Source organism: Campylobacter sp. US50a (assembly GCF_004379015.1).
In the GTDB taxonomy this organism is placed as follows: Bacteria; Campylobacterota; Campylobacteria; order Campylobacterales; family Campylobacteraceae; genus Campylobacter_D; species Campylobacter_D jejuni.
Genome location: NZ_RYYJ01000001.1, coordinates 173624 through 192671 on the forward strand (window position 1 = coordinate 173624; position 19048 = coordinate 192671).

Consider the following 19048-nt stretch of genomic DNA (forward strand, 5'->3'; position numbering starts at 1 on the left):
AAGCTTGAACTCCGGTTGTGTCTTTAACCGCATTGATAGCTGAGATCAAAGAACCGTTATTATCTCCATCTTTATAATCAACCTTGCCAATTACAACCCCATTGATAGTAAAGTCTTGAGAAGTAGTTCCTTCTTTTATAGCATAAGCTCCTGTAGTTTTTACATCATAAGTTGCCCTAACTCCTGTTTTATCAGCATTTTTATTAATCTCTTCAGCTAAAGCTCCAAGACCTGTTCCAACAGAGGTTGAAATCACAACATTATCAAATTTAAAATCTTCTATACCATTATAGTTTTTGATAGTAAGTCCTACTACACCCGAACTCACACTTTGCGAACCTGTTTCAAATCTAGTTACACCGATTTTTGAAGACTGAGTTGCACCTATGGTTGCTTTTACTGTTTGATTTGAACTTGCACCGATTTGAAATTCTTGATTGGTAAAACCACCGCTTAAAAGTTGTTTACCATTAAATGAAGTAGTATTTGCGATATTATCAAGCTCTTCCATGAGTTTGTTTATATCTGCTTGAAGCATGGTTCTTGTTTTTAGACTTTGACCATCTTGGGCTGCTTGAGTAGCTTTAGTCTTGATAGTATCTAAGATTTTAAGTTGCTCATCCATAGCCTTATCAGCAGTTTGTAAGATACCCAAAGCATCATTACCATTTGAGATCGCTTGACCTAGAGTATTTGCTTGAGATCTTAAGCTATCTGCTATCGCCATCCCTGAAGCATCATCTGCTGCGGAGTTAATCCTAAGACCAGAACTAAGTCTTGCTAATGAACTGTCTAAACTTTTAGCATTTAGATCTGAATTTGCTTTTGCATTTAATGCTGCGACATTTGTGTTAATACGAAATCCCATTTTAAATCCTTTTAAATAAATTCAAGCTCATCCATGAACTTGTTATACCCTATATCGTTACTTTTTTTTAAAAATTTATACTTTAAACTAAAAAATTATAAATATCATATTTTAATTGCAATCTAAAAATAAAAATTTCAAGCCATTGCTTATAAGATTTCAAATACATCAATAAATATTCTTTTTCATCTTCAATTTTACTAATAATAACTTCACTTAATATTTTACCTTTATGAAAAATCACCCCTTTTAAAACCCCATTATTTAAGAAAGAATTTATTTCTAAAAAAGATTCAAAATTGCTAACACTTTCATATGTATTTTTTAAAAAATCTAAAGGTAATTTTCTATCACTAGCTAAAATCATTTTCAATGCATCATTTAACCTCATAGCATGTTCTAAACAAAATAAAGCATTTTGTTTTTCTTCTTTGAAAGTTTCTAAAATTTTATTTAAAATTTTAACACTACGATTAGCTGTTAAAGTTTTTGGAAGAGACTTATTTAATTTATTATTTAAATTCTTAAATTTCTTACAACATAACTCAAAATTAATTTCTTTCGTAAATTCTATCCTAGCACCGCCTTCTGTGGCATTTAAAAAATTCACTTGGGAATTTCTTGCAAATAAATCCTCTAATTTTTTTCTATAATCATCCCAAGCTAAATGTGTTAAAACTTCTCCTAAACCTCCATAAGCAACTGTTTTTAATGTAGGAATATCTAAGGTTGTATCTATATCACTCCCCAAATCAAAACTATCAAAATGAGAATTTCCTTGTTTATCAAAAGATAAATCTTGCCCAATAAGAATTATATTTTTAAATTTTAAAGCAATCGCCAAAGTATAACAAGCATGCCCAACATGTGTTCCAAATTCAAGATAACCAAAATCATTAATATGAAGATTTTGATAAGGAAGATTATCGTTTAATGCTATAGATAAAGGAATTTGTTTTTTATAAAGATAATCAACCACGCTAGGGTGAGTACTTGCCGCTAATATAAATAAGGTTTTATTTTCTGGATTAACTTCTTTGAAAAATTCAAGCGGATATTCTTCAAAATCAAGATTTAACACATAATCAGGAGTTATATTGTGTTTTATAAGCAAAGGATAAGCTCCATCAACACAAAAAATCACAAAATTTTCTTGATATTTTTTTAACAATGGAATTTGCTTTTGAAGGCTAGGACCGGCACATACAACTATACAGCTTTCAAAAAGCCCTTTTCTTTCATCAATAATTCTTTTAAAAGGTATATTTTTCAACATTAAAGGTATATTTTTGTAAAAATTTTCATAACAAGACAAAGAAATTTTGGAGTCAGGATCTAAATTTCTTATTACAAGATTAATATTTTCATGTATAATTTTATCTGCATTCAAAATTTCCTCATAATAATATTTTTTATAAAAATTATTATTAATAAACATCTCATAAAGATTTAACCATAAAAATACATCATTTTGGTCAAAAAGTATTCTAAGTTGTAAATTTATTTTTTTCTCTTGAATATCCACCAGATAAATTTTTCCACTACAAAGCTCTTCACTCAAATCCAGTGTACTTAAAGCTAGGATAAAAAGTTCTATTTCGCTTTCAAATACAAAAAGATGTTTATAGTGTTTAGCTAAATTTTTAATAAGCAAGGCATTGCCTATACCATAAATACATACAAAAGGATATCTAGGAGTTTTTTCTAAAATACTTTGATAGAAAAAATTTAATTCTTCTTCTAAGTTTTCATACATGAAAACATTATGAGTTTTATCAAAGATATTTAAATTTTCATCTATATTAAAACGAGAGCAAGTTTTATTTTGTATGAAATTTAAAAGTTTATTTCCTAAGGGTTCATTTACTCCACTTAATAAAGCTTGTATGTTTTTTTCTAATATAGTCATGAAATTTCCTTAAATTTTATCTATTTTGAGTGATATTTTGTCATCTTTTTCACTAAATTGATACAACAAATCCTCACAAGGATAAGAGATACATTTTTCTTTACAATCTTTTTTTGGATTTTGTTTTATTTTTTCTAGCATTAAAGGAAGTTCTTTAGAAATCAAAGTTTTTATGGACATTCCCATGCCATGTTCTAAACTTTTGATAAATCTACCATCAACTTGATCTGAATTTTTTATCATATAAAGCTCTGCATTAAACCCAAATTGTTCTAAATATTTGTAAAGTTCTAATTTTTCATCAGGTGGAGCTATTTCTTTATCGTAAAAAGAATGATAGCTTGTATAGCATGGTTTTGGATAATTTGCTTGAATTTCAAGATGCTTTGGTTCTAAGATATATCTTATCATTCTTCTTGATACTGAAAAAAAATTATTTGAGCTTGAATTACTTGTCCAAAAAGTTTTACTAGAGCAACAAACTCTAATATTTTGATAAAAATTAAAAGTACCAAACTCTGAATATTCCATAAAATCAACTTCTTTACCAAACCCAACAAGCCTCCAAAGAAATTTAGCATAACTTGAGTTATCTATCACTCCATCTATCAGCCAAGGAGCAATCTTAGCTGCCAAATGCGCTAAATATCCCCCGTGAGAACTACCTATCATGATAACTGGTATACCCCCCCCCATAGCATCAAAAGGAGCATATTTTTTAAGATAAAGTGCAACATTTAAAAGATCTTGAGCCTGCATAATCCCAAAATTTTGATACTCATTTTTTGCAGGTTGCAAACTCACATGCAAATTTAAAAAATAATTTGGTGCAAAATTACCTTTCTGCTTACCTTTGGTTATTTGATTATTTACAAAATGAAAAATTTCACTCATTTGTTTATAGTCTTGAATTTTATCAACATCATAAGGAAGCTTTATGTCTATAGCTTCGCAACTTACTTTTAAAATAAGCTTGTCTATATCATCTAAATAAAAAGTAGAGCCTGTTTGAGGACGATTTCCTATACAATGATAATTCACACTTGCTACAGCCACATTAAATTCGCCTGCTACAAATTCAGCTAAGTGTTCACGGTAATTTTCATCCGCATCTCCACCAAGCCCAGGGATAATAAACACTAAAGCTTTTACTTCTTTTTCATCATCAAAACAAAGCTTAAATTCAAGCTTTGATTCTCTTTTTATACCAAGTTCTACATCATCACAAGAGTCAATCTCATAAGTTTTACTCACTATCATTACCTTCCTCCTATTAAAAGATAAGTTTTGCTCGCTAGGTTTTTAAAATTTTCATTCTTACTTAAAATCACACAAGCTTTATTACTAGAAGAGCTTGTAAAGTCTATATTTTCTAAATCTTCATGAGTCTGATTGGCTGCGTTGATGATAGCATTTTTACTTGCCTCATTGCTTGAAATTCCCATGAGCATAAAATCAGCTTTATTTATAAAAACAAGTTTTAAGCATTCTTTATCATCGCCTACGCGAAAATTTACTTCTTTTGTGCCGTTAAAATTGCCAAGATCAGCATTTTCAACCCCGCTTACATTACTCATCGTTTTTATAGAGCTTAAATGATCATTTTTTAAAGTATAAATGCTTATATCATTGATCAAAGTTTTAAGGTTGTTTAAAGACTTGCTAACTTCAGCTTCATCCTTGCTTGAACTCATTTTTGGTAAAGCAATAGCAGCTAAAATTCCTAAGATAACGATCACAAAAACAAGTTCTAATATAGTAAAAGCTTTTCTCATCTATATCCTTGAAAAATTTTTATTTTTAGGGCTTAAAATATCTTCTTCTATGCTTACAAATTCCTTTTTTTCATAAGCATCAACTGCAGCTCTTGCTATCATCAAAGCATTATCAGAGCAGAATTTTAAAGGAGCTAGTTTTAAATTTGCATTATATTTTTGACATAAATTTTGCAAACGCGAACGCAAATTAAGGTTTGCACTAGCTCCGCCTACAACGCCAAAATTTTTAAATTTATAAAGATTAAAAATTTTTTCTAATTTATCCATGATATGATCACAAGCCGTATTTTCAAAGGCATAAGCTATTTCAGCTTTTATCTCATCGCTTAAATTTTCATGCTTTAAAATTTCTAAACGCACTGCATTTTTAAGCCCTGAAAAACTATAAGCGAGTTCTTTAGAATGCTTTAAAGGTATATTAAAAGAGATATTTTTAAGTTTGGCATTTTTTGCTAAATTTTCTATGATGACCCCACCAGGATAACCTAAATTCATCATTTTAGCCACTTTATCAAAACTTTCTCCAAAACTATCATCATTTGTGCTTGCTAAAAGCTCTAAGTTTGCATCATCTTTAAGATAAATCACCATAGTATGCCCACCACTAACAAGCAAAATTCCCATATCTAAAGAAATTTTTTCTTCTAAAAAAAGACTATAAATATGACCTTTAAGATGATTTATAGGGATTAAGGGTAAATTTAGAGCACTTGCTAAGGTTTTTGCCATGGAAATTCCACTGAGCAAAGAAACGCTAAGCCCAGGTTCATTTGTCACAGCTATGGCACAAAGATTTTTAAAATGCTCTTTGCATTGCTTAAGTATCTTTGGTAAAGCCTCGCTATGAAGTCTTGCAGCAAGTTCAGGTACCACTCCCCCATAGATACTATGATCTAATTCTTGGGAAATTTTTTTATGAAATTTACACTCTAAGGTATTTTTATCAATGATAGCTATAGAACTATCATCGCAAGAACTTTCTATAGCTAGGATAAGATTTTTCATTCAAATTCCACTAAAATAGAACCTAAGAATTTATCTTTTGATCTTGCCATTTTAAGAGTGTTTAAATCCAAATTTTTAGCATTTTTGATCAACTTGCTATTGGTATTTGCCTCTAAAAGTTGTTGCAAATTCGCCCCTCTTAACTCATAAAATTCCACTCTATAAATTTTGCCTGCCATATCTAAAGAGTATTGTGTTTGCATATTTTTTTTATGAACTAAAATACCACTTTCATCTTTTCCATGATCAAAGCCTATGATATTTACGCGCACATTAGCTATCTTTGGGATAAGAAAATTCTCTTTTACTTTCACCTTGGTTCCAAAAGGAACGGTGGTTTCATTGCCATCAACTTGAAAAGTTACCTCATTAAAAGCATCACTAAATTCTAAATACTCAGGATATAATCTTGTTTGAAAACGATTGCCATACTGGATATAAAAAGAATTTCCTTCTGCGATAACAGCGGTAAGTTCATTGCTTGTATTATAATTTAACTCTTTATTTACTGGAAAAGGCACATAGTTGATAACCTTTCTTGGATTTTTCAAAGAAAGTAAAATTCTATCATTAAAAAGCTTCACTTCAAGCTCTTTATTTATGGCTTTATCAACCCCTTGTGGAGTAAGTTCAAAATCTCTACTAAATTCAATTCCTGCGGTTTTTAGATAATTTTCAATTGCCAAAAGATGATAATAAGCTCTTAAATTTACAGGCAGATTTTTACTCGCTTCATTTGCAAAAGCAGCTTTGTGATTTGAAATCACAAAATAAGTTAAAGCTTTAAGCATTTCCGTATCACCAAGCTCTTGGGTTTTGGTGTTTTTAAGATGATAAGCATGCTTTGGATCAGCAAGTGAAGAATTGACACTATTTACGGTTTGAGTAGCGATATTTTCAAGATCAGGGTATTTGCTTGCATTGATTTCGCTTGTGTCAATCACGCTTGAATTTCCCCAACGCTTAGGATTTTGCATCGCATCGATATAAGTAGGTTTATAAAAACCCCAACCATCGTGAAGATTGATCACCATACTAACTTCAGGAAGTAAAATAAGCTCTTTAATGCGTTGAACTCTTTTATAATCAGGATCTTTTGGGCTAATACTTGCAAATTTACGGTTTAAATCCCCATTATTCCCACGCGAACGCTTGATAATGCTATCAAAAGCTAAATTTGGAGCCACTATAATCTTACCCTTAGTGATATTATAATCACTCAAAAGCAAACTTGCCGCATGAAATCCACCAGGCTCATCGCCTTGAATTCCACCAAAAATCAAAACTGTATTATTATCATCTAGGCTTTTTCCATTTTCTCCTACGCTAAAGTCTAGTTCTAAAGCAAAAATACTTGTTATAAAAAATAAAATTGTTAAAAAAAATTTCATTTTAACTCCTTAAATACTCTCTTGTTTTAAAATCATACTCAAAAACTTCTTCTATGCTTGAAATTTTAGGTACTCCAAAGTGATCAAGAGCTTTAAAAATGCATTTAGCAATGTCTAAAAATCTACTTTTATTTTCTAAAAAATTATAAACACCAACTTCATTAGCAGCATTGATGATAACACCTAAATTTGGCTCTTTTAAAAATGTATTTTTAAGCTTAAAAATAGGATATTTTTTTGTGCTAATTTTATGAAATTTTAAAGCAGGTATTTTGCTAAAATCAACAGCCTCTAAAATAGGTGTATCTTGTTTTTTAAATATAGCATCTGAAATAGCTAATTTCATATCTGCTTTTGAAAAATACGCTGTGCTAGCTCCATTTTTAAATTCACACATTGCATGCACTAAAGATCTTGGTTCTATTAAAGCATCAATTTCTTTAAAATCATATAAATGATAAGCCTCTATAATCTCAAAAAGCTTATTTGCCATAGTTGCACTATCTATAGTGATCTTTGCTCCCATGTTCCAATTAGGATGTTTTAAAGCATCTTTGACGCTGACTTGATTTAAATCTTTGATTTTATACTTATAAAAAGCACCACCACTTGCTGTAATATAAAGTTTTGCTATATTTTTTTTAGCTTCGAGTAAAAATTTTAAAGCCGCATGCTCACTATCAACGGGTAAAAATTTAGCCCCTTTTAAAAAACTCCCAGCCACCACAAGACTTTCTTTGTTAGCTAAGGCTATGTTTTTGCCAAGTTCTTTAGCCTTTAAAGTGCTTTTAAGTCCTGCAAAACCTACAATGGCATTGAGCAAAAGTTTGTCTTGGCATTCTGTTAAAATTTGCTCTAAACCTTCTTGTCCTATAAAAACTCTATCGTGTTTAACTAAATGCTTATTTTTTGAATCTTTTATGGCAACAAATTTGGGCTTAAACCTTGCGATTTGTTCATTTAAAAGAGTGATGTTATCCCCACAAGCTAAAGCAGAAATGGGAATGTTTTTTAAAGCAGCAAGTTTAAGAGCATTTACTCCTATGCTACCCGTACTTCCAAAAAGTATCATAAAAGAGCAACCATTACAAAAGCAGCAATGATCACCGCATCGATCCTATCGAGCACGCCCCCATGACCAGGGATAAGATCTCCACTATCTTTTACACCTGCTTCTCTTTTAAAATAACTCTCAAGCAAATCACCAATCACTGCAAAAATCGCTACAAAAAACGAACAAAGCAAAGAAAGCCAAAAACTATAAACAAAAACTCCCAAAATAGTTCCAATAACACTCGCACAAATCAAGCCACCTATAACACCTTCTAAGGTTTTGTTTGGACTTGTTGGAGAAAAAGGGGTTTTACCCATAAGTTTTCCGATAAAATACGCCCCACTATCACAAGCTGCAACGATAATGATAAGCCAAAAAAGCGCAAACATACCCTGATCTAAATACACTTGCCAAAGTGCTAAAATAGGCAAACTAGGATAAATATAAATAAGAGCTGGTTTTAAGGAAGCTTTTTTATAAACCAAATATCCAACAACTAATAACAAAGTTAAAATCCCAAAAAGCAAAGCTTTATGCGATAAACTTCCCAAAATAAAAGCTATAACCAAAGGGACAATAGAAATATTTTCTAAAGCAAAAAGTTTTTTTGCTTCACTAAAAGATAAATACAATAAAACCGCAAAAACGATAAAATTGATAAAAAATTGATCAATCAACGCGATAATAATAATAGCCCCTATCATCACAAGAGCTGAAATAATTCTAGTTGTATTAAACATATTTTTCCTTATATACTAATATCTAAGCGATGAATGTTTTGTGCGTCTTTAAAATTTGGATCTTTAGACTCATCTTCTTCATTTTTCTCATCATCGCTAGTTTTAGCTTCTTGATTGTGTTTTTTCTTTTTTTCTTCTTGTTCGGCTTTCTCTTTGATCTCTTCTTTGATTTCATGAGTCTCATTGACTTTTTCAAGCTTGTTCAAAGTTTTTTCTTTTTCATTAAATTCAGCCATATTTAGCGTAGCTGCAAAACCTTCTTTTGCAAGCTCATTGCTTGCTTGTGTAGCTGGATAAGCCATATTTTGATTTATATAATTGACATTTCCTAATGGGCTAACTGGCATTTTAATCCTTCGTGATATTAATACTTTTAAAATTTGTATAATTTACAAACGCCTTTTGCTGAACCTTAACAAAATTTTTTAAGGTATAATCGACCCAATACGAACCTTTCTTTAACTTAGAAAAGCTTACACAAAGCCTCGCAGCAAATTCTATCACATCAAGGCTGATTTTTTGCTTGTTTGATACAATCAAAGTATGTGCACTAGGAATATCCCTTACATGAAGCCACAAATCATCTTTTTTAGCATTTTTAAGTAAAAATTCATTGCCTTTTTCATTTTTACCCACGCAAATTTTAAACTCATTAAAATAAAAATTTGCCACAAGATCTTCTTGTTTATGATCTTGATTTTTTTTGCTATTTTTTTTAGGTAGTAAAATTTCAAGCTCTATCTCACTCTTAGCTTGAAGCAATAATTCTTTTAAACTCAAGGTAAAATCTAACTTTTCTTTTAAATTTTGCCTTTGTATGTTTAAATTTTTAGCTTTTTGTTCTAATTTTTTAGCATTTTTATAATATAAATTAGCACTTTGCTTAGGACTAAATTCAAGCTTAAATTCAAGCTCTTTGCCTTCAAAATCATCAAGCTTAAATTCCCTTTCATAATCTTTTAAAACACTCAAATTTGCAAACAATACATCAGCCCTTTTTCTGTATTCTAAAGCTTTTAAGAGTAAAGAATTTTCTTCATCTAAACTAGAAAAAAGTTCTTGTAAATTTTGTATTTTTTTATCCACTTGTGCAAGTTTTAAATTTTTTATTTGTTTGATTTTACTCTCATAAATGCTTGTAAATTTGCGAGAAAAATAATCTTTAAAATCTTTAATTTCCTCAAAATTTTCATCCATTTTATAAGGCTTTAAAGGCTCTAAAATCACATTAGGTTTTACTACACGATAACTTTTATCAATGTGCCTTAAAGCCTCTATGATCAAATCTTTTTCATCTGTAAGAATAACATTGGTATTTTTACCCGTAAATTCAAAATAAATTTTGCTCTCATAGCTTTTATAAGCCTTATTAGCTTTTACACTAAAACATAAAATACGATTGCCTTCAAGGACTTTAACTTCCTTTATAAAAGCATTGCTAAAATACTTTTTAAGCATAAAATCAAAAGGTGCATTATAATTTTTTGCATTAAATTTAGCTGCATAAATCGCACTCATTGCACGAGTGAGATCAAAAATAAATCTTTCTTTATCAAAGCTTAATTCCAAAATATTGTCATTGATACGCTTGATAAAATCGATTTTTTTAAACTGAGAAAAAAAAGTTTGCAATTGTAAAAGTTCTGTGTATTTCATAAAAGAAATTATAAAATATTTTAGCGAATTTGTGGTAGAATTAAACTAAAAAAGGAAATTTGTGCAGCTTAATGAGCTAAATTGTGTGATTTTATGTGGTGGTAAATCTAGTCGTATGGGACAAGATAAAAGCAAATTGATTCTTAAAAATCAAAATTTAACTCAATTTCAAGTAAATAAATTTTCTAAAATTTTTAAAAATGTCTATGTGAGCGCAAAAGAAGACAAATTTGAAAACCATTTTAACTTGATAAAAGATTCTTTAGAATTTGAAGTTTACTCTCCTATGCTTGCGCTTTACTCTATACTTTCAAATTTTAAAAATGAATTTGTTTTTGTTTTAAGTGTGGATAGTCCTAAAGTAGGTGAAAATGAGCTTTTAAAAATGCTTCCTTTTTTAGAGCAAAACTATAAAATAATCATAGCCAAAACCCCTTTACATAAACATCCCTTATGTGGCTTTTACCACAGCTCTTTAGCTCAAACTTGTAAAAATTTCTTAGAAAAAAATGAACAAAAAATAGGACTTTTATTTTCTGAGATTAAAACCAAATTTGTAGAATTTGAAGATGAAGATGCTTTTTTAAATCTTAATTTTTATGAAGAATATGAAAAATTTAAAAGCGAGTTAAAATGAGAAAAATTGCTTTATTTTTAAGCTTATGTGTTTTTATATGGGCTAGTAATTTACAACAAGCTTTAGAGTATGAAAAACAAGGCGATTATAAAAAAGCTATGGAAATTTACAAAAAACTCGCTTTAAAAAATTCATCTGTTTTAATCCCTCAAGAACAAAATAAAACTAAACAAACTACTCAAAATGAAAAATCTATTATTGCAGCCAAAGAAGAAAGACAAGATTTTGCTCGTCTTGCCTTGGCAAATTATCTTGAAGAAGATGAATACTTTAACCCTCTTGGCATTAGCGCTTATAAAATGAATTATTTTCTACCTTTGGCTTATAGTTTTAACTCTCTGGAAGAAAATCACAATAAAAGTGAAGCTAAATTTCAACTTAGCATTAAAAAAAGGCTTTTTGAAAATTTGCTAGGATTGGATGAAAAATATTATATAGCCTATACCCAAACTTCTTGGTGGCAAATTTATGAACATTCTTCTCCTTTTAGAGAAACCAACTATCAGCCAGAATTTTTTATAGATTTTCCTTTGTATCTTAAAGATTATGAATTTTTTAACAATCTACGCGTAGGTATATTGCATGAAAGCAATGGTAAGGGAGATGAGAATTTGCAATCTCGCTCATGGAATAGAATTTATGTATCTACAGCTATTTTATATAATAAATTTTTATTTGTTCCACGCCTTTGGTATAGGATTCCTGAAAGCAAAAAAGATGATGATAATCCTGCCATCTTGCATTATATGGGAAATTTTGATGTGAATTTAGCGTATTTAGGCGATGATTATTTTATCAATCTTATGCTAAGAAACAATCTTAAATTCCACGATAACAAAGGTGCTATACAGGTTGATCTAGGATATGATATTTTTAATAACGGAATTTATTGGTATTTACAATACTTTAATGGCTATGGAGAAAGCCTTATAGACTATAACAAACACTTGCAAAGACTTTCCACTGGATTTTTGATTTCTTACTAAAATATCCTTTGTAGTTTTATCATTTCTTAAAACAAATTTCATTACAATTTCATTTTTGATAATTATTATTACTATAAGGAAAGATTTGTTTTTTAAGCATATATTGAGTTTAAAAGCGCTTATAGCTTTACTTTTATTCTTTGGAATGATAAGTTTATTTATAGGAGTTATCAGTATCAATGCAAAAGATATTCTTAATCTTAACTCCACTCAATTAGAAATCATAACTCTCACAAGAATTCCTAGACTTATAGCGATTTTACTCACAGGAATGAGTCTTAGTATATGCGGGCTTATCATGCAACAACTCACGCAAAATAAATTCGTTTCCCCAACTACAGCAGGGACTATGGATTGTGCTAAATTTGGCATACTTGTTTCTTTAATATTTTTTGCTGGAACGTCTTTTTTCACTCAAGCTATCATTGCATCTGTATTTGCGCTTTTGGGTTCTTTTATATTTATCCAAATTTTAAGAAAAATCAAACTCAAAGATGTGATTTTTGTACCTTTGATAGGCTTGATGTTTGGAGGCATTATTAGTGCTATAACCACTTTTTTTGCTTATGCTTTAAATTATATACAAAATATCCAAGGCTGGTTACAAGGCAGTATGGCAAATGTTATGCAAGGAAATTATGAATTGCTCTACATTTCTTTACCACTTTTTATACTTGCTTATTTTTTAGCTCATAAAATCACCATAGTTGGCATGGGCGAAGATATAGCTTTAAATCTTGGAATTTCTTATAATGGTATATTATTTTTAGGCTTGATGATTGTAAGCATTATCACTAGCTTAGTGATTGTAAGCGTTGGGATTATCCCTTTTTTAGGGCTAATTATCCCAAATTTAGTAGCTCTTTATCTAGGTGATAACCTTAGAAAAAATCTTATCTATATAGCACTTTGTGGAGCTTTGTTTTTACTTGTTTGCGATATCATTTCAAGACTTGTCATCTTTCCTTTTGAAATGCCTTTAAGTATCACTACAGGTGTTTTAGGATCTTTAATCTTTATCTTTCTTTTGTTAAAAAGGAAAGTTTATGCGTAAAAAAATGCTGATTTTAAGCTTTTTAACACTTAACATGATAGGGATTTTTATACTTGTGGGTTTAAATGGCTTTGATGAGTACGCCTTAAAAAGTCGTTTTTTACAAATTGCAGCTATTATCATAGTAGCTATTTGTATCGCTGTTTCAACAGTGATTTTTCAAACTTTATGCAATAACAAAATTCTAACCCCTGCTATCATAGGATTAGATTCTTTATATATGTTACTTCAAAGTGCTCTTATCTTTTCTTTTGGTGCGGCTAATTTAAGTGTTTATAAAAACGATATCAATTTTTTAATCACTCTGGTTTGTATGGTAGTTTTTTCACTAGGACTTTATAAAATTTTATTTAGTAGCGATAGAAGCATTTATCTTATCATGCTTTTAGGCTTAGTTTTTGGAACACTTTTTAGCACTTTAAGCTCTTTTTTTGAAGTATTAATCGACCCTGATGAATTCATGGTGATACAGGGAAGAATGTTTGCTAGCTTTGATAATATTGCTTTTGATGTTTTAATTCTTGCTTATATTATTAGCTTTTTAAGTTTTATATGGATTTTTCGCTATATGAAATTTTTGGATCCTTTGAATTTAGGCAAAGATTTAGCGATAAATTTAGGGATAAATTATCAAAAAATTTCAAAACAATTGATGATTATCATAGCTATTTTAACTTCTATTAGCACCGCGCTTGTAGGTCCTATAACCTTTTTAGGGCTTTTGGTAGTAAATATCACTTATGAACTATTTAAAACTGCAAAGCATAGTATTTTACTAAGTGCTTGTATACTCATTAGCATTTTAGCTTTGCTTGGAGGGGTATTTTTTGTCTCTAGAGTTTTTGATTATAATGCCACTATAAGCGTGGTTATTAATTTCTTAGGCGGGATATATTTTATCTATCTTGTATTAAAGGGTAATAAATTATGATTAAACTAAAAAATATCACCAAATTTTATGACAATAAAGCCATTATTTCAGATCTTAGCCTTGATTTTCATAAAGGCAAAATCACTTCTATAATAGGAGCCAACGGTGCTGGAAAATCCACTCTTTTAGCTCTAGCAAGTCGTTTGATAAAACCTAGTAGCGGAGAAATTTATATTGATGGAATGAATTTAAAAGACTATAAAGTGCAAATCTTAGCACAAAAAATTTCCATTCTCAAACAACAAAACAATATCAATTTAAGATTAAAAGTTGAAGAATTAGTCGCTTTTGGGCGTTTTCCACATTCTCAAGGAAGACTTAATGCAAACGATAAAATCAAAATCAATGAAGCTTTAGAATACATGGGGCTTAGCAACTTAAGAAATGAATTTTTAGATACATTAAGCGGCGGACAAAAACAAAGAGCTTTTATAGCCATGATCATCGCTCAAGATACTGAATTTATAATGTTTGATGAACCTTTAAACAATCTTGATATGAAACATAGCGTACAAATCATGCAACTAATGAAAAATTTAGTCAAAGACTTTAACAAAAGTATAGCTGTTGTATTGCATGATATTAATTTTGCTTCGATTTATTCTGATGAAATCATAGCCTTAAAAGATGGGAAGCTTTTAAAACAAGGTTCAAAAGATGAAATCATCAATCAAGAAAATTTAAAACAAATTTATGATATGGATATACCTGTAAGTCAAATTGATGGTAAGAAAATTTGTATTTATTTTTAAAAAGGAGAAAATATGAAAAAATCTTTAGTTTTTGCATTTTTTGCATTTTTTTTAAGTCTAATCTTAACAGCTTGTAATTCAAACTCAAATGAAAACAATGCAAGCTCTACAACAAAAACCAACACTGCTACGGTGAAAGTTTTGCCTATTAGCATGAGTGATGAGGGTGATAGTTTTTTAGTAAAGGATAGTCTAGGAGAAAATAAAATCCCTAAAAATCCTTCTAAGGTAGTGATCTTAGATCTTGGAATTTTAGATACTTTTGATGCTTTAAAATTAAACGATAAAGTCGCAGGCGTTCCTGCTAAAAATTTACCAAAATACCTACAACAATTTAAAAACAAACCTAGTGTAGGTGGAGTGCAACAAGTTGATTTTGAAGCCATTAATGCTTTAAAACCTGATCTTATCATCATTTCTGGACGCCAAAGTAAATTTTATGATAAATTAAAAGAAATAGCTCCAACTTTATTTGTAGGTCTTGATAATGCAAATTTTTTAAGCTCTTTTGAAAACAATGTCTTAAGCATTGCAAAACTTTATGGTTTAGAAAAAGAAGCTTTAGAAAAAATTTCAGATATTAAAAATGAAATTGAAAAAGCCAAAAGCATAGTTAATGAAGATAAAAAAGCTCTTATCATTCTTACAAATTCTAACAAAATTTCAGCCTTTGGTCCTCAATCTCGCTTTGGGATTATTCACGATGTTTTAGGGATTAACGCGGTAGATGAGAATATAAAAGTAGGTACACACGGCAAAAGTATCAATTCTGAATTTATATTAGAAAAAAATCCTGATTATATTTTTGTTGTTGATAGAAATATCATTGTAGGCAACAAAGAACGCGCTCAAGGCATACTCGATAATGCGCTTGTTGCTAAAACCAAAGCAGCACAAAACAAAAAAATCATCTATCTTGATCCAGAATACTGGTATTTAGCAAGTGGAAATGGACTAGAGTCTTTAAAAACTATGATTTTAGAAATCAAAAATGCTGTAAAATAATACAACCTCGCAAGGGCTAGTCTCTTGCTTTGATGCTTAATAAAATACTTGAAATTTTCAAGAAAGTTTTAGTGGCGGACAGAGAGGGATTTGAACCCTCGAGACCCGTTAAGATCTGCACCCTTAGCAGGGGTGTGGTTTCAGCCGCTCACCCATCTGTCCAATAAAGTAAAGTGTGATTATACAAAAAAATAAATAATACCTAGCTTAAAAAGCTAGGAAAAATCAAAGGCTAAGATAAGCCAAAAGCAAAGTTACAACAACCCCTACTCCAAGAACTGCAAATTGTTTACTTCTATCTTTTTTATTTGCAAACAAAGTAATCATAAGCCCTGAAATATAAAGCATAAATAAAGTAATACCAAAGCCTATGCTAAGCACAGAAAAATACCAAGCGCCCTTATCTTTATGAAGCATAATCATATCTCCAAGTAAAGATCTTGTTTTTAAGGTAATGTTGTATTCATTAGTAGAATTTTGAGTTATATTAGCACTATAATGAGTTCCGCCTATTGTTATGCCTTTATCTTTACTTTTAATGATATCTGTATTAGATGGCACTTTTAAACCATTTGTTTTTAAGTACTCTATTAAAGCTTCTCTTTCTTTACCACTTTCTATAACTTTTGACAATTGATACTGCTCAACTTTCAAACCCACATCTTGATTAATACCAAAAATATACGCTATACCCGTTAAAGCAAAAAGCAAAGCACAAGGCAAGAAGAACAAACTAAGATAGATATGAACCTGTCTAAACAATTTATTTTTATTAATCATTTTAAGTCCTTTTTTTATTATTAAAATTTGTGATATTTTGACAAAATAAAGTGAATTTTAAATAAAAAGTTTATATTTTTTAAAACAATGAAAAGAAAAAGCCCTTATGATTATAGGGCTTAAGAATTATTTTTTATCAATCACTTGATAATTATAAGGAACAAGCTCTTTATCATGGTCTAAAAGTTCTTTTGGAGGATTGCCATTAACATCTTTTTCATCTGCATAGTAACGCTCTCCAGCTTTATGACCATTAACATCTACTTTATAATAAAGCTCTCCTGGATTAAATTTTTGAATATCTTCAAAACCTAAATTTGAAGTTTTAAAATCTTTAATTCCATTTGCTGCTGCAATTTCTACAAGTTTAGTTTGTCCCATTCTTGCCATATCAACAGCTTGCAATAACATTCTTGAAGCTTCGCGAGGATTATGAAAACCAGTTGAGTTTTCAGCATTAACAAAATCCGCTCTCATTTGGGCTTTACGATGAAGTTCTAAAACTTCTTTTAGCTCTTCGCTAATTTTTTTCGCATCAGCTTTTCCATCGCTTTGGAATTTTTCCATATTGCCTAATTCATCGCGTAGTTTTTTAGTATCCATAATCAAACTAACAATTGCGTACTCTGCAGTTCTTTGATCATGTGCAACGCTATTTTGTATGTCAAGTACTTGAGCTTTTAAATAATCTTCGCTTTGTTTATGACAAGATTTGCAAGCAGAGTTAATATCTCTTAAAGGAGAAGTGATATTGTGTTGAGTAACCTTTTTAGCCCCTTCTCTAACATAAGGCATATGACAATCCACGCAACTTACTCCATTTGCAGCATGCACACCGCCACTATAAAGTTCACTTTCTGGGTGTTGAATTTTAATAATTTGTGCCCCTGTTAATTTATGAGTAAAATCAGCTCCAAATACTCCACGAACTTTATCATAATAATCATCTAGCATTTCAATTCTAAATGGTTGTCCTTTTTTCCACTCACTCCAAGGAAAAGTTAAAACTATACCATCGGTTTCAATCTCTTTAGCTTTATTTCCATCTCTCCAAAACTCATACTCATCATAATTTTTCTGAGTTCCATTCCACCATTTTTTAGAACTATCATCTACAATAGTTTCACCCATTACTTTTACTTTTTCCCCTGTTGGTTTAAAATAGTATTCAACATGGCATTGAGAGCAAACTAAAGTTCTCATTTCTTCTCTTGTAGCTTTTACGCCTTGTACTGGATCTTTTTCATATCCCCTAGAAACTAAAGCATTAATAGCTGCTGGACGAGTAAGTCTTAAACTCATATCATTTGGATTGTGACAATCTGCACAAGTTACACCCATTCTTTTACCACCATGTGGACCTGCATGTTCAGGTGAATTTTCCACTATACCATCAACGGCTGGGATATTTTTAATCATGGTCCAATAATTTGTAGAGTTAAAAGCAGTAAAATCCCCTTTAGCAACATTTTTTATAAGCCATGGAGTCCATCCACTATGACAATTCATACAAGCTGCGGGCTGGCCTTTAAAAGCAGCAAGGCCGTGAGCATTAAGAAAATCTTTGTTGTTTCTTGCTGTTTTCATTTGATCTACTTGAACCCAAAAATGCCCTCTTTCTTCATTGAAATCAAGACTAAAAGGATATCCTGCCCAAAGTATGGTTAATTGAGGAAAGCGAATTAATTTTGAATAAGCTAAATTACCACCAAATTCAGTAGCTTTAGGCTCTTCTTTTTCAACTGTTAAATACATTTTTAGCTGCTCTGGAAAAACCTTACCCCATTTTTCAAAATTTGGATCATCATCACTAAGCAAAGAAAAATCAGCATTTGCTGCAATGGCATTTTTATTTGCTTCATCTTCTTTTTTTTGATTGATATCATTATTTAGCCATAAAACTCCCGCTATAAGTAAAACCAAAACAACAATACCCAAGCGTAAAATATTTTTTTTCATTCATCTTCTCCTTATTAAATTCCGTGTTTATGTCCAACATCTTTATGACAAGAAGCACAATTTAATGACTTGTCTGCATGTGGATTTGTTGTAGCATTGATAGCTGTTTGAGCAAAATCTGCATGACAGCGTATGCAGTTTTCTTGCACCATTTTTCTGCTTTTTTCAGTCGCACTCAAATTTGTAGGCAACTCATCAAGTTTAAAAGTAAAAGCATAAGCATGTCCTAAACCACTTTGCGCTTTAGCTATCCACTTAGCTACAAAATTATGTGGCAAATGACAATCCACACAAGTTGCTCTTGGTTCGCCTTTGACTTTTTGAGAGTGTGGTCCTGCCATGTATTCGTTATAAACTTCATTCATAATATGGCAGTTATTACAAGATTCGCTTGCATTACTTAAATAAGATGTGCCCTTAGCATTATAAAAAGTATAAAACCCAACCGCAAAGAAAACAAAAAGCAAAACAAGAAAAATAGTAAAAAGATTCGAAGTTTTCTTCAAAATTTTCCTCCTTAAAATTATCATTTCTTAAAATCTT

General features: G+C 30.4%; 18 protein-coding genes, 1 tRNA gene and 1 pseudogene. 6 read left to right on the forward strand and 14 right to left on the reverse strand.

The genetic code is table 11. The features are described 5' to 3' along the window. The 10 genes and pseudogenes from ELQ11_RS00885 to ELQ11_RS00930 form a co-directional block, all read right to left on the reverse strand. Positions 1 to 868 (reverse strand): annotated as a pseudogene (locus ELQ11_RS00885) (flagellin hook IN motif-containing protein); the annotation flags it as partial. A gap of 82 nt (positions 869 to 950) precedes the next feature. Then, entirely contained in the window at positions 951 to 2777 is a 1827-nt protein-coding gene (locus tag ELQ11_RS00890) for a motility associated factor glycosyltransferase family protein (protein ID WP_134225095.1), read from the reverse strand. A gap of 9 nt (positions 2778 to 2786) precedes the next feature. Then, the gene (locus ELQ11_RS00895) at positions 2787 to 4037 is read right to left on the reverse strand and encodes a DUF2920 family protein (RefSeq protein ID WP_126224892.1); all 1251 of its coding nucleotides are present in this window, start codon (positions 4035 to 4037) and stop codon (positions 2787 to 2789) included. Beyond that, the gene (locus tag ELQ11_RS00900) at positions 4037 to 4552 is read right to left on the reverse strand and encodes a prepilin-type N-terminal cleavage/methylation domain-containing protein (RefSeq protein WP_134225096.1); all 516 of its coding nucleotides are present in this window, start codon (positions 4550 to 4552) and stop codon (positions 4037 to 4039) included. Before ELQ11_RS00900 ends, ELQ11_RS00895 begins: the two co-directional genes overlap by 1 nt. Further along, positions 4553 to 5560, reverse strand: a complete 1008-nt coding sequence (gene tsaD / locus ELQ11_RS00905) for a tRNA (adenosine(37)-N6)-threonylcarbamoyltransferase complex transferase subunit TsaD (RefSeq protein ID WP_126228988.1) — start codon at positions 5558 to 5560, stop codon at positions 4553 to 4555. Then, positions 5557 to 6951: a M99 family carboxypeptidase catalytic domain-containing protein gene (locus ELQ11_RS00910; protein ID WP_070317612.1), complete on the reverse strand. Its 1395-nt coding sequence runs from the start codon at positions 6949 to 6951 to the stop codon at positions 5557 to 5559. Before ELQ11_RS00910 ends, tsaD begins: the two co-directional genes overlap by 4 nt. A 1-nt stretch (position 6952) precedes the next feature. After that, positions 6953 to 8023 (reverse strand): 1-deoxy-D-xylulose-5-phosphate reductoisomerase, encoded by a 1071-nt coding sequence (gene dxr, locus ELQ11_RS00915; protein ID WP_134225097.1) that lies wholly within the window; start codon positions 8021 to 8023, stop codon positions 6953 to 6955. Further along, the gene (locus ELQ11_RS00920; protein ID WP_134225098.1) at positions 8020 to 8745 is read right to left on the reverse strand and encodes a phosphatidate cytidylyltransferase; all 726 of its coding nucleotides are present in this window, start codon (positions 8743 to 8745) and stop codon (positions 8020 to 8022) included. The genes dxr and ELQ11_RS00920 overlap by 4 nt, the downstream gene beginning before the upstream one ends. 8 nt (positions 8746 to 8753) lie before the next feature. After that, positions 8754 to 9092: a hypothetical protein gene (locus tag ELQ11_RS00925; RefSeq protein ID WP_052949164.1), complete on the reverse strand. Its 339-nt coding sequence runs from the start codon at positions 9090 to 9092 to the stop codon at positions 8754 to 8756. A gap of 1 nt (position 9093) precedes the next feature. Next, on the reverse strand, positions 9094 to 10401 hold the full coding sequence (locus tag ELQ11_RS00930; protein ID WP_070284897.1) for an NFACT family protein: 1308 nt from the start codon (positions 10399 to 10401) through the stop codon (positions 9094 to 9096). A gap of 61 nt (positions 10402 to 10462) precedes the next feature. Here ELQ11_RS00930 and ELQ11_RS00935 point away from each other — a divergent pair, with 61 nt between their 5' ends. From ELQ11_RS00935 to ceuB, 6 genes are all read left to right on the forward strand, one after another. Further along, positions 10463 to 11038, forward strand: a complete 576-nt coding sequence (locus ELQ11_RS00935; RefSeq protein ID WP_002871407.1) for a molybdenum cofactor guanylyltransferase — start codon at positions 10463 to 10465, stop codon at positions 11036 to 11038. Continuing rightward, positions 11035 to 12024: a phospholipase A gene (locus ELQ11_RS00940; protein WP_134225099.1), complete on the forward strand. Its 990-nt coding sequence runs from the start codon at positions 11035 to 11037 to the stop codon at positions 12022 to 12024. The genes ELQ11_RS00935 and ELQ11_RS00940 overlap by 4 nt, the downstream gene beginning before the upstream one ends. Before the next feature lie 85 nt (positions 12025 to 12109). Beyond that, positions 12110 to 13078 (forward strand): ABC transporter permease, encoded by a 969-nt coding sequence (locus ELQ11_RS00945; protein WP_002881475.1) that lies wholly within the window; start codon positions 12110 to 12112, stop codon positions 13076 to 13078. Beyond that, positions 13071 to 14009, forward strand: a complete 939-nt coding sequence (locus ELQ11_RS00950; RefSeq protein WP_002881476.1) for an iron chelate uptake ABC transporter family permease subunit — start codon at positions 13071 to 13073, stop codon at positions 14007 to 14009. Before ELQ11_RS00945 ends, ELQ11_RS00950 begins: the two co-directional genes overlap by 8 nt. After that, positions 14006 to 14761 (forward strand): ABC transporter ATP-binding protein, encoded by a 756-nt coding sequence (locus tag ELQ11_RS00955; protein ID WP_126223058.1) that lies wholly within the window; start codon positions 14006 to 14008, stop codon positions 14759 to 14761. The genes ELQ11_RS00950 and ELQ11_RS00955 overlap by 4 nt, the downstream gene beginning before the upstream one ends. 12 nt (positions 14762 to 14773) lie before the next feature. Continuing rightward, a complete protein-coding gene (ceuB, locus tag ELQ11_RS00960; RefSeq protein ID WP_052949159.1) occupies positions 14774 to 15766 on the forward strand; it encodes an enterochelin ABC transporter substrate-binding protein CeuB in 993 nt (330 codons plus the stop codon). 72 nt (positions 15767 to 15838) lie between these two features. Here the strand turns inward: ceuB and ELQ11_RS00965 are convergent. From ELQ11_RS00965 to nrfH, 4 genes are all read right to left on the reverse strand, one after another. After that, positions 15839 to 15928 (reverse strand) — tRNA-Ser (locus ELQ11_RS00965). Positions 15929 to 15991: 63 nt separating this feature from the next. Then, the gene (locus tag ELQ11_RS00970) at positions 15992 to 16546 is read right to left on the reverse strand and encodes a membrane protein (RefSeq protein WP_002871401.1); all 555 of its coding nucleotides are present in this window, start codon (positions 16544 to 16546) and stop codon (positions 15992 to 15994) included. 126 nt (positions 16547 to 16672) lie between these two features. Further along, entirely contained in the window at positions 16673 to 18505 is a 1833-nt protein-coding gene (locus tag ELQ11_RS00975) for an ammonia-forming cytochrome c nitrite reductase subunit c552 (RefSeq protein WP_126223059.1), read from the reverse strand. A 14-nt stretch (positions 18506 to 18519) separates the two neighbouring features. Continuing rightward, positions 18520 to 19035: a cytochrome c nitrite reductase small subunit gene (gene nrfH, locus ELQ11_RS00980; RefSeq protein WP_010891930.1), complete on the reverse strand. Its 516-nt coding sequence runs from the start codon at positions 19033 to 19035 to the stop codon at positions 18520 to 18522. Positions 19036 to 19048 lie beyond the last annotated feature (13 nt).

Excerpts from the sequence above, each read along its gene's own strand:
- ELQ11_RS00890 (WP_134225095.1), bottom strand. The coding sequence starts at position 2,777 with ATGACTATATTAGAAAAAAACATACAAGCTTTATTAAGTGGAGTAAAT.
- ELQ11_RS00895 (WP_126224892.1), bottom strand. The coding sequence starts at position 4,037 with ATGATAGTGAGTAAAACTTATGAGATTGACTCTTGTGATGATGTAGAA.
- ELQ11_RS00900 (WP_134225096.1), bottom strand. The coding sequence starts at position 4,552 with ATGAGAAAAGCTTTTACTATATTAGAACTTGTTTTTGTGATCGTTATC.
- tsaD (WP_126228988.1), bottom strand. The coding sequence starts at position 5,560 with ATGAAAAATCTTATCCTAGCTATAGAAAGTTCTTGCGATGATAGTTCT.
- ELQ11_RS00910 (WP_070317612.1), bottom strand. The coding sequence starts at position 6,951 with ATGAAATTTTTTTTAACAATTTTATTTTTTATAACAAGTATTTTTGCT.
- dxr (WP_134225097.1), bottom strand. The coding sequence starts at position 8,023 with ATGATACTTTTTGGAAGTACGGGTAGCATAGGAGTAAATGCTCTTAAA.
- ELQ11_RS00920 (WP_134225098.1), bottom strand. The coding sequence starts at position 8,745 with ATGTTTAATACAACTAGAATTATTTCAGCTCTTGTGATGATAGGGGCT.
- ELQ11_RS00925 (WP_052949164.1), bottom strand. The coding sequence starts at position 9,092 with ATGCCAGTTAGCCCATTAGGAAATGTCAATTATATAAATCAAAATATG.
- ELQ11_RS00930 (WP_070284897.1), bottom strand. The coding sequence starts at position 10,401 with ATGAAATACACAGAACTTTTACAATTGCAAACTTTTTTTTCTCAGTTT.
- ELQ11_RS00940 (WP_134225099.1), top strand. The coding sequence starts at position 11,035 with ATGAGAAAAATTGCTTTATTTTTAAGCTTATGTGTTTTTATATGGGCT.
- ELQ11_RS00950 (WP_002881476.1), top strand. The coding sequence starts at position 13,071 with ATGCGTAAAAAAATGCTGATTTTAAGCTTTTTAACACTTAACATGATA.
- ELQ11_RS00955 (WP_126223058.1), top strand. The coding sequence starts at position 14,006 with ATGATTAAACTAAAAAATATCACCAAATTTTATGACAATAAAGCCATT.
- ceuB (WP_052949159.1), top strand. The coding sequence starts at position 14,774 with ATGAAAAAATCTTTAGTTTTTGCATTTTTTGCATTTTTTTTAAGTCTA.
- ELQ11_RS00970 (WP_002871401.1), bottom strand. The coding sequence starts at position 16,546 with ATGATTAATAAAAATAAATTGTTTAGACAGGTTCATATCTATCTTAGT.
- ELQ11_RS00975 (WP_126223059.1), bottom strand. The coding sequence starts at position 18,505 with ATGAAAAAAAATATTTTACGCTTGGGTATTGTTGTTTTGGTTTTACTT.
- nrfH (WP_010891930.1), bottom strand. The coding sequence starts at position 19,035 with ATGATAATTTTAAGGAGGAAAATTTTGAAGAAAACTTCGAATCTTTTT.